Below are 13383 nucleotides of genomic sequence, written 5' to 3' on the forward strand. Positions count from 1 at the left end.
GCTCGTCACCCGCACCGGCGAGGAGCTGGGGCGGCGGCTGCGGCTGCTGGTCGGCAAGCCGGGCCTGGACGGGCATTCGAACGGCGCGGAGCAGATCGCGGTGCGGGCCCGTGATGTCGGCTTCGAAGTGGTCTACCAGGGCATCCGGCTGACGCCCGCGCAGATCGTCGCCGCCGCGGTGGAGGAGGACGTCCACATCGTGGGGCTGTCGGTGCTGTCGGGCTCGCACATGAACCTGGTGCCCGAGGTGCTGGACGGGTTGCGGGCCGCGGGGCTCGGGGATGTACCAGTGGTGGTGGGTGGCATCATCCCGCCCGCCGACGCGGATCGGCTGACCGCGCTCGGCGTCGCGGCGGTCTTCACCCCCAAGGACTACGGCCTCACCGAGATCATGCGGGGGATGGTGAACATCGTGCGCACGGCGAACGGCCTCGCCGGTGCCTGACCCGACGGCTGCCGACCCGTCCGGGCCTGACCCGGGCGGTTCGCCCGCCGGCCACGGCCACTCCGCCTACCCGAGACCGTGTGGATCAAGAGCCAGGGCCCGACCAATCAAGCAGCACTGTCTCAGTCGACCTGACACCTTCCAGAGGCCACGGCCGACGCGCCGCCGGCGTTCAGCGGATGGATGACCATCTGTCCCTTACCTCGCCGTTTGGCTGTGTACATGGCCTGGTCGGCATGGTGGAGCAGTGTCTCGGCGGTGAGCGGGCCGACAGCCGGTTCGACGACGACCATGCCGATGCTGGCCTGGATGGTGCGGGTGGTGCCGACGAGTGGGCAAGGCCCGCGGATCGTGGCAGCGATGCGATGGCCAGTTGCCGCCGGGTCGTGGGGACCCTCGAGAAGGACGGCGAACTCGTCTCCGCCGAGGCGGGCCACGGTGTCGGCGGCGCGGACGCTGCTGGTGAGCCGGCGTGCGGTCGCGCGAAGCAGCTCGTCGCCGGCAGGGTGGCCGAGCGTGTCATTGACGTCCTTGAAGTCGTCGAGGTCGCAGAACAGCACGGCGATGGGGTCGCCGTGCCGGTCGTGGCGGGTGACAGCCTGCTGCAGCCGGTCATTGAACAGGGCACGGTTGGCCAGTCCGGTGAGTGGGTCGTGGAACGCCTGATGATGCAGTTCGTCTCGGCTGTCCCGGAGGTGGCCGACGAGCCGGGTGTTGTCGGCCAGCGTGACCGTCTGACGAAGCAAGGCGATCAGAACAAGCCCCAAAGCGCCATAGAGCACAGGCGGGTTGAGGGTGCCCATCGTGACCTGGACCGCGACGAGCGCAACGACTCCGACGACCGGTACGTAGGGCAGGATCACCGGGACCCACAGAGCGGGTGGTCCATGCCGGGTCCATGCAGCGAGGCGTCCGGAGGCCGGTGCGGCCACACCAAGGCCGAGAAGCAGGCGGCCAACGAGGAACCCGAGCGCGAACGCCGGGTGCACCTGGGTCCGGCCAGCGGCGTAGGCGTACAGCTCCACAGAATCGGTCACGATGGAGATCAGCACGCCCGCGGCGACCAAGGCGAGCGAGCCGGTGCCGCACGGCCGCCGAAAAATGGCGATCAAGATGATCGCTATCAGGATCAGCAGCTTTCCTGCGGTTCCGACAATCTGGATGATGACCACGCTGCCCGCGTTTCCGAGCCCGCGCGCCAGCACCGGCGCGATGATGGTCGCGCTGCCCAGCAGGAGCAGAGCGCCGACTACCAGCAGGCAGTCCAGAAGGGTGACGAGTTGCCAGGAGCCGTTGCGACCACCGAGACCAGCTGAGGGATCCCGGCTGTGGGCCGGTACCGTCGGGAAGGTCAACAGACCGGCGAGAGCCAGCGGATACAGCATCAGAGCTGGCACCAAGATTGACACATCCGAGCCAAGGACACGGCTGCTGAACCCGGACTGCATCGCAGCGACCATCTTGGGGAGGAAGCTGCTGAACACGGCGGCGCCGAGCAGGAGACGCCACAGGCGTTCCCCCGGAGGTGATCGCTGAGCGGTGACCGCGCAGCATGCCATGGCGAAGGCCGCGACGGCCATCGTTGTCGTCCAATCGAGAATCTTGGCGGGCCGCAGGGGAAGGATCAATGTGGCGGCCAGAACCAGGAGCGCGAACACGGCGCTCCCCACGGCCAGCTTCCGGAAAGTCGAGCGGGACACCGGCTCCGCGTCCGGCGGCGGAAGAGGCGGTGGCACCGGCCTCACGCCAGTGGGTGACAGCCATGTACGTTCCATCCGCGTCACCGCCCACCGACGGAGCAGCGGCACAGCAGACACGCTGCTTCTCATCCCTCACTCCAAGGTGGTGCTCGTTTGTCCTGCCTGTCAACCTGATGGGATGCAGGCGCTCCCACTCCGGTCGGGAGACACCAGTAGCTGATCGACTTGTCCCTTGCGCGGTTCGGTGCCCGCCTCGTCCCGTAGGGCGAGCGGCCAAGCCGCGACGCCTGAGCTGACGCGCCTACCCAGCGTCGATGGTCCGCCCAGAAGCCGTCGTTGTCGTCGTAGTGGAGCAGCAGGACGCGCTGGTCGGGGTCGAGAACGACGGCTCGGGCCGCCTTCCGCAGCGGCGGGGTGCTCATGGCGCCAGTCTGGCAGCCGGCTCCGTCCCGCCCGACGAGGTATCGGTGCCCACGGCGCGAGGCCGCGATGCTTGGAAGATCACCGGGGTGTACGTCGACGCCCCCCGATGGATTCCGGTGTCACCGGACTGACCTCGCCACACGGGTACGCCGACAGAGCCGATCACAGGCCGGGCACGGCTGGGTAGCCTCACCAGAGCATCGTCTGTCCGCGGAGAGCCACCGATGTTCGGTCCCGTCACCACCGTCATGACCTTCGCCGTCGACCCCGAAAGATCCGCGCGCTGGTGGGCAGGCCTGCTCGACGCTGAGGTCCATCTCGACGTCGACGGGGAGTCGGTCTACGCCTGGCTCACCGTCGCTGGCGTGGAGATCGGCTTTCACCAGGCCGACGACGCCCGCAACCCCCGGGGCGGATCGCCCATCGTCTACCGGGCGGTCACTGACCTGGACGACGCTCGTCGGCGTCTTCTCGCCGCGGGCTGTGTCCACCATCGTGGCCCGCTCACGGTGTCGGAAGGACGGCGGATCTGCCAGATCGTCGACCCGTTCGGGACCGTCATCGGCCTCGAAGGTCCATGATCGGCGACGTGGTGGAGACATCGGTGCCGGCCCGAGGGAACGGCTCCGGTGGGAAGGCCGAACCGGTGGTCTACCGGCTGGTCGGGCTGACCGGGTCGGGTAGAACCACCTACGCGACCCGGCGACTGGAGCCCGCCGGCGCGATCCGGCTGTCCGTGGACGAGCTCGTCCATGCCCGGCACGGCCGATACGGCGTGGACTACCCGGAACGGGACTATTTTGCCCTGGAGGCCCCGGTCATCACCGAGGTGCGTGCCCGCCTCGTCGCGCTGGTCGTAGCGGGGCGGGACGTTGTGCTGGACCACGGACTATGGCAACGCTCCACCCGGCGGGAATGGAAACAGGTCGTCGAGGACGCCGGCGGGCAGTGGCGGCTCCTGTACTTCCGCGTCCCCCGTCAGGAGTTGTTGCGGCGTTTGACGGCGCGGAACCTGCGGGGCGATGCGAACGCGCTGACCGTGACGGAGTCCGCGCTCGACGACTTCTACGCCCGCTTCGAGGCCCCTCACCGCGAGGGCGAGGAGATCATCGAACCCGGATCGTTCTGATCAGCCACCTTGGGCACGGTGACTGCCAACCTGGTCGAGCGGAAGCCCACTGACCATGCCAGCGCCCGTCGCCTCCGCTTCGAAGACCGGCGGACATCAGAGCCGAGGCTTGGCGGCGAGGCACCCGGCGGCGTGATCGCTGAGTCCAGATCGAGCACCGTCGCCCTCGATCCGTATCTGAGATCGATGCTTGGAATTCCACCGGGCCGGAGGCAGCCGCCGCACATCGCCACTGCGCGGAACGGGGTCCGCCGTGCCCCACCATCCGTCCTCGGGAAGGTCACCCACCGCACGCCGGCGGAATCAGGACCATCGTCGACGTTACGGATCCTGGCGGACGGAGTCCGCGGGGCGGGTGACGAAGGCCGCGATGGCCTCAAGGCCGGGACGGTAGCCGCCGCGGGTGTCGACGGTGAGCCGTGGGGAAGGCGGCTGTCGGCAATATCGGCGAGTGAGCGGCGGCCCGTGGTGGGGGCGTCGGACGGTGGTGGTCACCGTGCGCCGTGCGGTGTGGCCAGGGTCGAGGGCGGGCGGGGCGTTTCGGTGTCCCCGCGGCCCGGGTCTGCCGCCGGTAGGCCTGCTGCGGATCGCATCCGGGGTAGATGGACGTCGAGTGCCTGCAGGCGGTCGCGAACGCGGGTGAGCACCGCCAGATCATCGAAGACCGTGCCGGGATCGGTTCGGGCGACGCTGGGGCGTCGGCGGGGAAGGAGCGGGCTCGGTTCCTCTGCTTCGGCGAGTTCTGGTGCGTCGATCTGGCACCAGGTGACTTTTCCCTGTCCGGTGGGTGCCGGGTAGTAGGCCGCGGCGGTGCTGAGTGCTTCCACGAGGTGGAGGCCTCGGCCGTTTTCGTCTTCGAGGTACCGGGTGCGAAGAACGGGCGGTGTGGGGTTTCGATCCCAGACTTCGAGAATGATGCTTGATGCGGTCCAGCTGATACGCATGGCGATGATGGAGGGGTCGCGGTACGTCGGGGTCTCGGAGGCGCGGACGGCGTTGGTGACGAGTTCTGACACCAGAAGTGTGCTGGTGTCGATGAGGTCGGGAAGTCCCCAGCGTTCCAGCAGATGGGCTGCCGCGCGCCGTGCCAGGGCCGGGGCGGTCGTGTCGGCGGTGAACTGGTGCACGTGTGCCCGCAGGTGGGTGGTCGGCTGCGGTCCTGCGCCGGTGGGGAGGTTCATGCCGGCTTGAGGAGAGGAAGCCGTTCCACGGTCCGCGTGTCGGGCATGACCAGCACGGTCGCTCCGAGGTTCTCGATCTGCCTCTGGATCGTTCGGCGTACCGCGGGGATCGACGAGAGCTGGTCGGGGCCGGCGATCAGGACCCCGCAGCCTTCGGTGCGTAGGAGGGTGTCGAGGAGGACGGTGAGGCCAGCGCGGATGATCCGCCCGGGAGGCGTGTCGCGGTCGACGATGATCTCTTTCAGGGCAAGGCCTTCGGCCTGGGCGTGGGCGGTGAGAAGGTCGTGGACGCGTTCTATCGCGGATTCGTCGTCGCCTTCCAACGAGATGTAGCCATAGACGGTGCGCGGCACGGTGCTCCTTCCGAAAGCCCGGTCGAGATGGTCGAGCCGGTGGCGGGTATGCCGGCGCCCCGGCCTGATCAGCGGTGCCCTCTGGCGCCGCCGGTCCTGGTCATGGGTCAGGTTCATGGCGTTCTTCGCGGTGAGTCCGCGATGTCCGTTGCCGGCGCGCGTCAGTAGATCTGCCAGAGGCGCACCGTCTTGTCGGCGCTGCCGGGTAGCGAGGGTGTGCCCGTCCGCCGTGAACGCCACCGATCCCACAGAGTTCGTGTGGCCAGTGAGGGGTTGGCCGAGCTGGCGAGGCCCTTAAAGGGTCAGCGCGACCGGTCCGTTCGCGGGCGTCGCTGTCAGTAGCCGCAGCCCTCGGACAGAACCGACCGGGCCCGCATCGGCGCCAGCCCGGCCAACGGCTCCCGCCTGCGCCCGGTAGCGGGCCAGATCAGAGAACACGGGCAATGGCGCCGTAGACGCTGACCTGGGCGTCGTTGAGGCTGTCCCCGAAGGGGGCGTCCGGCCGCCAGCGGTGGACGACGGCCACGCCGGGCGTGACGATCTCCAGACCGTCGAAGAACTGCTCCACCTCCTGCCGGCTGCGCGCGGTGCCGGAGATGCCACGCGACCGGTAGACCTCCTGGGCAGCGCTGACCTCGACGGTGAAGTCGGCGGTGCCGTGCGTGAGCGCCAGGTAGCTCCCGGACGGCAGAACGGAGACATACCGCCGGATGATGCCGTACGGATCATCGGAGTCCGGGATGAAATGCAGGATCGCGATCAGCGACAGGGCGATGGGCTGGTCGAGGTCCAAGGTCTCGGCAATCTCGACCGAGGCCAGGATCTTCTCCGGCTCACGCAGGTCGGCGTCGAGGTAGGCGGTCTTGCCCTCAGGCGTGCTGGTGAGCAGCGCCCGAGCGTGCGCGAGGACGATGGGGTCGTTGTCGGCGTAGACGACCCGGGACTCCGGAGCGATGCCCTGGGCGATCTCGTGCAGGTTCGGGCGAGTCGGAATGCCGGTGCCGACGTCGAGGAACTGGCGGATGCCGGCCTCGGCGACGAGGTACCTGGTCGCGCGGTGCACGAACGCCCGGTTCTGTCGCGCCGCGGTCGGCGCGTCCGGGAAGACCTCCAGGGTCTTCTCAGCGGCCTGCCGATCGGCCGGGAAGTTGTCCTTCCCGCCCAGGTAGTAGTCGTATATCCGAGCGACGTGGGGCACGTCGATCCTGAGGTCTGCTGGCGGGCTCCACTCCGGCGCGACCGACTGAAAGTTCCACGTGCCATCCCCGCGACTGCCCACGACTCTCCCTACCTGCACTAACACCGATCACCCGGAAATGCACTCCGTTCCGCCTCATGTCAGACTCTTCCAGAGGCAGCCGCCTGTCCTGCGATCGGGTCGCGTTTCCGCCAGCCGGGGGCCTGTAAAGGTTTCCGGCTCTGCCGCACATCCGGTGGTAGCTGGCGCGGCCCGCTATGTCACGATCCGTCGTGGCTGGTGTGGATGGCCTGGTGGCGGTGGTGTTTTCGGGGTTGGCGCCGCTGGTCGTGGAGGATGTGGCGGACGAGGGTGACCGGATCCGGGTCGCGGCACGGACCCCGGACGGGCCGGTCGCGTGCCCGCGGTGCGGCGCGTGGACGGCGCGGGTGCAGGTCCCGGGGGTGCTGGAGCGTTACCAGCGGCGCACCGTCCGGCTGGTAACGCCCAGGTCGGTGCGGTGGTCCGGGAACTCGCGGGTCGCGCCGGAGCCCAGGTCCTGTCCGCCCTGTCGGTGCCTGTCACGGGACACCGCGCTGCGCTGCCTCCTGCGCCTTCCGCTGCCCCCGCCCGAGGTCCCGCAGGTCCTGGGCGTGAACGACTTCGCGCTGCGCCGCCGCCACCGCTACGCCACGATCCTCATCGACGCGCACACCCGCCGCCGCGTCGACGTCCTGCCCGGCCGGGGCGCCGACGTCCTGGAGGCCTGGCTGCGCGCTCATCCCGGCGTGCAGGTCGTCTGCCGGGACGGCTCCGGCGCCTACGCCGAAGGCGTTCGCCGCGTCCTGCCCGCCGCCCAGCAAGTCGGAGACCGGTGGCACTTGTGGCATCGCCTCGCCGAGGCCGTCCGCCAGGAGATCGCCGCGTACAGCACCTGCTGGGGGAAAGCCGGCCCACCGCCCACCGAGGGCCCCCGCGCCCAGACCACCCGGGAACGCTGGCAGCAGGTCCATGACCTGCTCGATCAAGGCGTGGGTCTGCTCGGCGCGGGCTGCGGTCTCGTAGAGCAGCCGCCACAGGGTCTTCTCCCGTAGGGGCGCGTCGAGGCGAAACAGCGCGGCGACCTGGTCGCGGGTCAGCGCCCGGGTGGTGTCGACGACGACCTTGGGCCGTACCCAGCCGGCGGTGGGGTCGCTGGTGAGCCAGCCGGTCTCGTGCCACCAGGCCAGGGCCGAGCGCAGCGTGGACAGGTGGCGCACCCGCGTGGCGTGCGCGAGGGCGCCGAAGGCGGCGGTGAACGCCGCGGCGAGCTCGTCGGCGCCGGCGGTGGTGTCCAGGGTGTAGGTCGACGCCGGGGAGCCGGTCGGCGAGTGCGGTCAGGGTCTGGCGGTGTTTCACCGCGGTGCCGTCCGCCCAGGCGCCGGGCAGCGTGTGGGCGACCAGGAACGTCTCGGCCGCGTGGCCGAACGTCGGCGCCACGACCATCGGGCGCGGCGGCTGAACCTGGGCCACGGGGCCCTCCCAGAAGTCGTCCTCGACGCCACGCCCGCCGCGCTGCGCGCGGCCGGCCGCCCAGTGGCCGACGCCGACGTCGCCCGGCTCTCCCCGCTCGGCCATGCCCACCTGAACTGCCTGGGCCGCTACTCCTTCTCGGCGGTGTCCGCTGGCGCAGGCCTGCGACCCCTGCGCGACCCCGCCGAGGAACGCGAGCAGGACGAGTAGCCCGGCCGGGTCAGGAGGCCGGCCCAAACGGCACCGGCAGCCCCGTGGGTTCGGGACGATGCCGGACCGGTAAAGGAAATCGCCGTCAGTCGCCACGTACTGTCCGAGGCCAGCCCGCTGGGCCGGCCCTGGACCAGGAGGGCGACTGACGTTGAAGTTCAACGATCCCGTGACCGTGCTCGGCGCCATGACGTGCGGCCAGGTGGCCGGCCGTCTACTCGAGGCGGCCCTGCGGCAGTTGTGGACCCGGGCCCGCGCGGCCCTGGCCCGCTGGCTGCGGCGTTTGGTCAACGGGCCCGACCAGGCCCCGAAGCTGGCCCCCTGACAAGGGGCCAGCCGGACGGTCGCCGGCGAGGCGTGTCGAGCCTCGCCGGCGACCACGTGTGGCCTGGAGAACTCAAAAGATCTTGTCATGCGTCTGTAAATGGCGCCGTGCACATACGCCTCGTACCTACCGACCCCCCGCCATCCGGCGGAACGTAGACCCGACTCGTAGGCGAGGCGCCCGATGCCCGATGATCCTCTGCCATTGGTGGTGGCGTCATGACGCACAGCCGTCGTCCGTCGCCCCGGAGGCCGAGGACGTCCGGGTGCAGCGGTGGCCGCAACTCGGGGACGGGGGTCCGGTGAACAGTGGTGGCGATGACGAGGGTGATGCCGCGCCGGTGCCGGAGCAACTCTCCCGGACGGCCGACGACGCGGCAGGTTCCGGACGCCCGGCGGCAGAGGTCAGCGAGGACGGCGATCAGCCTGAGCGGGCAGACCCGTCCGTCGCCTACACGCGGCTCCATTCCCCGCTGCTGGGTTTCGCCCGCAGGCAGATGCGCTCTCGCGGGCTGAGCGACTCCCAACTCGACGCGGAAGGCGTGGTGCACGACGCCTTCGCGGCTGCGCTGCCTCGCTGGGAAACGACGGACAATCAGGCGGCCTACCTGTTCGCCATCGTGCGGAACATGGTCGGCCGGACGGCGCTGAAGCACGGCCGGGTCGCGGCGGCCGAGACCGCGAGCCTCGAGCAGGCCGCAACCAGCGGCAGGTCGACGCTCGCGCTCCGGGTGACACCCGAGGACCATGTTGTTGCCCAGCAAGTCATGACGGCCATCGGTCGGCTCCCCGACCGGCAGCGGGTCGCGACGTATCTCCACCATGTCGAAGGCTGGACTCAGGGCGAGATCGCAGTTCTGCTCGGCTGCGCGACGAACACCGCCGGAGTGCACGTCCACCGTGGGGTCCGCGCCGTACGCGCCTCAACCGGCGACATCACGATCAGCGGCGACGCGAGTCGGCAGGTTCAGCTCAATTCCAGCCTTGGCTGGCTGCGGATCGTCATCGCCATCGCGATCGTCATCGCCATCGCGATCGTCATCGCCATCGCGATCGCCGTGGCCATCGCGATCGCCGTCGCGTCCAGGAAGCCACCCCACCCCACCCCGCGCCGCCCAGCCCCATGCCGACGCACAGCGGGGCGGTCGTGTGGGTGGTCGGTACCGCCGCAGCCGGACGGCGCCGCCGCTGAACGGTCCGGCGTTGTGGGTGGTCGGTGCCCGTCACGGGCACCGACCACCCACAATATGGATCAAGGATGCGGCCCGGACGAGACCGGTGTCCCCGCTCGCGGGCGCGGGCATGAGCAAGGTCCGCGTCGTAGCGGCCACCGTCGTGCGGGGCGATGTTGCGGCGCAGCTCTCGGCTCGCCGTCGACGCCGGTGAGCCGGGAAGACCCCCGCGTGCGCGGGGACGACTCCGACTGGTCATCCTCGCGCAACGGCCGGACGGGAAGACGCCCGCGTGCGCGGGGACGACCTAACGGCGGGAAAAGCACCACTCTGCGATGGAGGAAGACCCTCGCGCGTGCGCGGGGACGACAGATAGAAGAGAGCTACGGCGCGGCCGGTGGGGGAAGACCCCCGCGTGCGCGGGGACGACGCGTACGAACGGTGCCCGATCTGGTCGTCCTGGGGAAGACCCGCGTACGCGGGGACGACTGTCCGCACGGGGAAGACCCGACACCGACGAGGAGATCGTGGAGCACGCCAGCCGGGGAAGACCCCCGCGTACGCGGGGACGACCAGAGAGCGGCGTAGTGCTCACGGAGCTTGCGCGGAAGACCCCGGCTGGGGTGCCGGCGTGGCTGGCGGATCACCCCCACGGGCGTGGGGAGGACGGATCGGGCGGTGTGATTCGAGAGGTGAAAACCGGATCACCCCCACGGGCGTGGGGAGGACGAGGTGCCGTCCGGCCTCGCGCTCGCGCTGTCCGGATCACCCCCACGGGCGTGGGGAGGACGGGTGGACATTGCGGCGGAAGAGGTCGTTGACCGGATCACCCCCACGGGCGTGGGGAGGACGGTTTCGAGAGCGTCGATGGTGCCCTGGTCGACGGATCACCCCCACGGGCGTGGGGAGGACTCGGTCCAGGTCGGCGACCCGGCCTGCCCGATCGGATCACCCCCACGGGCGTGGGGAGGACCATGGGTCGAGGCCGGAGCGAAGCCGAGCACCAGGATCACCCCCATGGGCGTGGGGAGGACTCCGCCCTCGAGCTGGCGTGGACGGGCACCACCGGATCACCCCCACGGGCGTGGGGAGGACCTCAACAACCTTGACCTTGCCGGGCAGGCCATCGGATCATCCCCACGGGCGTGGGGAGGACGCATGGCGTCGAAGGCGACAAGCATCGTCCGGCAGGTTTATCGCGCCTCGACATTGCGCCGTGCTCCGCGGAACCCGAAAGATGGTCGGCATGGCACTCTCCGAGGTTGATGAACTACTCGAAGCGCTGAGGGTGAAGGCGTTGCAACGCCAGCCGCCGACCCGAGCGGAGGTCCTTGCGCTCCTGGCCACCGGTGACGAGGTGATCCTCGATGTCGTCGCGGCGGCGGGGCGGGTCCGTCGGGAGTTCTTCGCCAACCGTGTGAAGCTGAACTACCTGGTGAACATGAAGAGCGGCCTGTGCCCGGAGGACTGTGGCTACTGCTCCCAGCGACGCGGCTCGACGACACCGATCCTGCGGTATTCGTGGATCGACCCGCAGGCCGCCGCCGACAGTGCGCAGCGGGCGATCACCGCCGGAGCGAAGCGGGTGTGCCTGGTGGCCGCGGGACGCGGCCCGGGGGAGCGGGACATCAGCCGGGTCGCTGACACCGTCGGCGCGATCAAGGGTGCCGCGCCTGAGGTGGAGGTGTGCGTCTGCCTGGGGCTGTTGGGGCCTGGCCAGGCCGAGCGGCTGCGTGAGGCCGGCGCGGATGCCTACAACCACAACCTCAACACCAGCGAGGACAACTACGCCCAGATCTGTTCGACGCATACCTTCGACGACAGGGTCCGCACGGTCGGTGCGGCCACGGCGGCAGGTCTGTCCCCGTGTTCGGGTGCGGTGTTCGGCATGGGCGAGACCGATGAGGACATCGCTGCCGTCGCCTTCGCCCTACGGGACCTGGATCCCGACTCGGTGCCGGTCAACTTCCTGATTCCGTTCGACGGCACCCCGCTGGCCAGCCGCTGGGAGCTGACCCCGCATCGCTGCCTTCGGATCCTGGCGGCGTTCCGGTTCATGTTCCCCGATGTGGAGGTGCGCCTCGCTGGTGGCCGGGAGATCCACCTGCGTGGCCTCCAACCGCTGGCGTTGCACCTGGCGAACTCGATCTTCCTGGGTGACTACCTCACCAGTGAGGGTCAACCTGGTGCCGACGACCTGCGGATGATCGCCGACGCCGGGTTCGTCGTCGAAGGGCAGAGCGAGCCGACGCTGCCCGCCGCATGTCATGACCTGGTCACCATGCGCTGGCGCGGCGCCGGCACTGATCTGCCTGCGAACACCTGATGCGGCGGTGGACGGCGGGGCCGGTCGCCGGGCACGCAGGGATGCCTGCCTCATGACGCACGGTGGCACGGTGATCCGTCCGGTTGACGCCCGCCGTTTCCTCTACGCGGGGCAGCCGACGGCGGTTCTGGGGGAGCCCACGCCCGGGGTGGACTCCCTGGCCGCGGCGGAGATCGTGATTCCGCCGTCGTTCGCGGGGCCGGTGCCGCATGTCCACCACGGCTTCGACGAGGCCCTTTACGTCTTGGAGGGCGTGCTGCTGCTCACGTACGGTCAGGCCGATCCGGTCGAGGCGCCTGTGGGCGCTTTCTGCATGGCGCCCCGCGGTGTTCGGCACACCTTCGCCAATCCCGCGGGGACCCCTGCCCGGGTACTCGGCCTGTGGAGCCCAGGTGTGGCCGGCCTGGGCTTCATGCGGGACATCGGTGCGGTTCTGCCGCCTGGCGGTGCACCCGACCCTGACCTTGTCGCGGAGATCTACCACCGGCACGCCAGCGAACTGCTCCCGTAGCCGCGGCCATGCGGGTCATCCGGCAGCCGTGCGCGACGTCACGGCTGCGGACGTACGACGGCGTAGCCGTATGTTTGTGCTGGTGAACGGCCTATTTGTCTAATTGGGGATGGAGATCGTGTGGCCCGGTATGGTCGGGTGACGGTTCGTATTGTGGATGGTTTTGTCCACTACGCAGGGTCACATAGGTGCTGACCTGCGATGGCGTTCGATTTATTGATCGTTTTGTTGGTGTGGCAGGTGCCTGTCGGGTGGCGGCATCGCGTTTGCGCAGGTCAGACATCCCATGTTTTTGGATGTCAAGCGGCGGGTGCGAGTGTGACGTTCCGCGGCCAGGCGGTTGCCTCGTCGTAGGGGGTATGGGTCTTGAGGCAGCCATGGAGAATGCCGACCAGACGGTTGCCGAGCTGGCGGAGGGCGGCGTGGTGGGACTTGCCGCGTCCGCGGACGGTGTCGTAGTAGGCACGGGCGCCAGGCGAGGCGTTCAGGGCGCAGAAGGCCTGCTGGTGCAGGGCGTCGGCGAGCCGGTTGTTGCGGGCGTAGCGGGCCATGACCACCGTCTTGCGGCCTGACGCGCGGGTGATCGGGCTGGTGCCGGCGTAGTTGCGGCGGGCTTTGGCGTCGGTGTAGCGCTTCGGGTCGTCCCCGAACTCGGCGAGCACCCGGGCAGCGAGGACCGTGCCCAGGCCGGGCTGGGACAGCAGGACCTCAGCGTCCGGGTGCTCGCCAAAATGGGCTTCGACCTGCTCCTCGAGGCGGGCGACCTCGGCGTTGAGCGCGGTCAGCAGACCGGCCTGGGCACGCACGACCGCCGCGTAGGCCAGCGTCGAAGCCGGACCGACGGGTAGCTGCTCGGCCCGCAGCGTGGCCCGGATCGCGGCCGCTCTCTCGGGGATCTTCCGCCGGCGGGCCCGTTTCAA

General features: G+C 69.8%; 12 protein-coding genes, 3 pseudogenes and 1 CRISPR repeat array. Of the genes and pseudogenes, 10 read left to right on the forward strand and 5 right to left on the reverse strand.

The window, feature by feature from the left end; genetic code table 11:
• The coding region (locus tag FREUN1FDRAFT_RS34760) for a cobalamin B12-binding domain-containing protein (protein WP_006545064.1) at positions 1 to 445 on the forward strand (445 nt) is incomplete at its 5' end.
• Between the two features lie 122 nt (positions 446 to 567).
• Here the strand turns inward: FREUN1FDRAFT_RS34760 and FREUN1FDRAFT_RS34765 are convergent.
• On the reverse strand, positions 568 to 2145 hold the full coding sequence (locus FREUN1FDRAFT_RS34765; RefSeq protein WP_157475739.1) for a GGDEF domain-containing protein: 1578 nt from the start codon (positions 2143 to 2145) through the stop codon (positions 568 to 570).
• Positions 2146 to 2459: 314 nt separating this feature from the next.
• Here FREUN1FDRAFT_RS34765 and FREUN1FDRAFT_RS34770 point away from each other — a divergent pair, with 314 nt between their 5' ends.
• The 3 genes from FREUN1FDRAFT_RS34770 (at position 2460) to FREUN1FDRAFT_RS34780 (ending at position 3697) form a co-directional block, all read left to right on the forward strand.
• A complete protein-coding gene (locus FREUN1FDRAFT_RS34770) occupies positions 2460 to 2699 on the forward strand; it encodes a hypothetical protein (RefSeq protein WP_157475740.1) in 240 nt (79 codons plus the stop codon).
• A 93-nt stretch (positions 2700 to 2792) separates the two neighbouring features.
• Entirely contained in the window at positions 2793 to 3149 is a 357-nt protein-coding gene (locus tag FREUN1FDRAFT_RS34775) for a VOC family protein (protein WP_006545066.1), read from the forward strand.
• Positions 3146 to 3697, forward strand: a complete 552-nt coding sequence (locus tag FREUN1FDRAFT_RS34780; RefSeq protein ID WP_006545067.1) for an ATP-binding protein — start codon at positions 3146 to 3148, stop codon at positions 3695 to 3697. The genes FREUN1FDRAFT_RS34775 and FREUN1FDRAFT_RS34780 overlap by 4 nt, the downstream gene beginning before the upstream one ends.
• A gap of 491 nt (positions 3698 to 4188) precedes the next feature.
• On the opposite strand, the gene FREUN1FDRAFT_RS40445 is transcribed toward FREUN1FDRAFT_RS34780, so the two are convergent.
• From FREUN1FDRAFT_RS40445 to FREUN1FDRAFT_RS34795, 3 genes are all read right to left on the reverse strand, one after another.
• On the reverse strand, positions 4189 to 4878 hold the full coding sequence (locus FREUN1FDRAFT_RS40445) for an ATP-binding protein (protein ID WP_006545068.1): 690 nt from the start codon (positions 4876 to 4878) through the stop codon (positions 4189 to 4191).
• Positions 4875 to 5348: a hypothetical protein gene (locus tag FREUN1FDRAFT_RS34790; RefSeq protein ID WP_232295554.1), complete on the reverse strand. Its 474-nt coding sequence runs from the start codon at positions 5346 to 5348 to the stop codon at positions 4875 to 4877. Before FREUN1FDRAFT_RS34790 ends, FREUN1FDRAFT_RS40445 begins: the two co-directional genes overlap by 4 nt.
• Positions 5349 to 5658: 310 nt before the next feature.
• Positions 5659 to 6510 carry an SAM-dependent methyltransferase gene (locus FREUN1FDRAFT_RS34795; protein ID WP_083828922.1) on the reverse strand — a complete coding sequence of 284 codons (852 nt, stop codon included), beginning with the start codon at positions 6508 to 6510 and terminating at the stop codon, positions 5659 to 5661.
• 176 nt (positions 6511 to 6686) lie between these two features.
• On the opposite strand from FREUN1FDRAFT_RS34795, the pseudogene FREUN1FDRAFT_RS42455 reads away from it, so the two are divergent.
• The 6 genes and pseudogenes from FREUN1FDRAFT_RS42455 to FREUN1FDRAFT_RS34815 form a co-directional block, all read left to right on the forward strand.
• A pseudogene (locus FREUN1FDRAFT_RS42455) lies at positions 6687 to 7451 on the forward strand (transposase); the annotation flags it as partial.
• Between the two features lie 490 nt (positions 7452 to 7941).
• Positions 7942 to 8130 (forward strand): annotated as a pseudogene (locus FREUN1FDRAFT_RS47130) (Tn3 family transposase); the annotation flags it as partial.
• Positions 8131 to 8281: 151 nt separating this feature from the next.
• Complete coding sequence (locus tag FREUN1FDRAFT_RS44575) at positions 8282 to 8455, forward strand: hypothetical protein (protein WP_006545074.1); 174 nt, start codon at positions 8282 to 8284, stop codon at positions 8453 to 8455.
• Positions 8456 to 9221: 766 nt separating this feature from the next.
• Positions 9222 to 9356 (forward strand): annotated as a pseudogene (locus tag FREUN1FDRAFT_RS48350) (RNA polymerase sigma factor); the annotation flags it as partial.
• A gap of 496 nt (positions 9357 to 9852) precedes the next feature.
• A CRISPR array of direct repeats spans positions 9853 to 10782; the repeat unit is 20 nt; unit sequence CCCACGGGCGTGGGGAGGAC.
• Positions 10783 to 10872: 90 nt separating this feature from the next.
• Positions 10873 to 11952, forward strand: coding sequence for a biotin synthase BioB (bioB, locus tag FREUN1FDRAFT_RS34810; RefSeq protein WP_157475741.1), 1080 nt, complete (start codon positions 10873 to 10875; stop codon positions 11950 to 11952).
• A gap of 52 nt (positions 11953 to 12004) precedes the next feature.
• Positions 12005 to 12463 (forward strand): cupin domain-containing protein, encoded by a 459-nt coding sequence (locus FREUN1FDRAFT_RS34815; protein ID WP_006545078.1) that lies wholly within the window; start codon positions 12005 to 12007, stop codon positions 12461 to 12463.
• Between the two features lie 299 nt (positions 12464 to 12762).
• Here the strand turns inward: FREUN1FDRAFT_RS34815 and FREUN1FDRAFT_RS34820 are convergent.
• Positions 12763 to 13383 (reverse strand): IS110 family transposase (locus FREUN1FDRAFT_RS34820; RefSeq protein WP_035956872.1); only part of this gene is annotated, 621 nt, incomplete at its 5' end.

Origin of the sequence: Parafrankia sp. EUN1f (assembly GCF_000177675.1) — a bacterium.
Classification (GTDB): Bacteria; Actinomycetota; Actinomycetes; order Frankiales; family Frankiaceae; genus Parafrankia.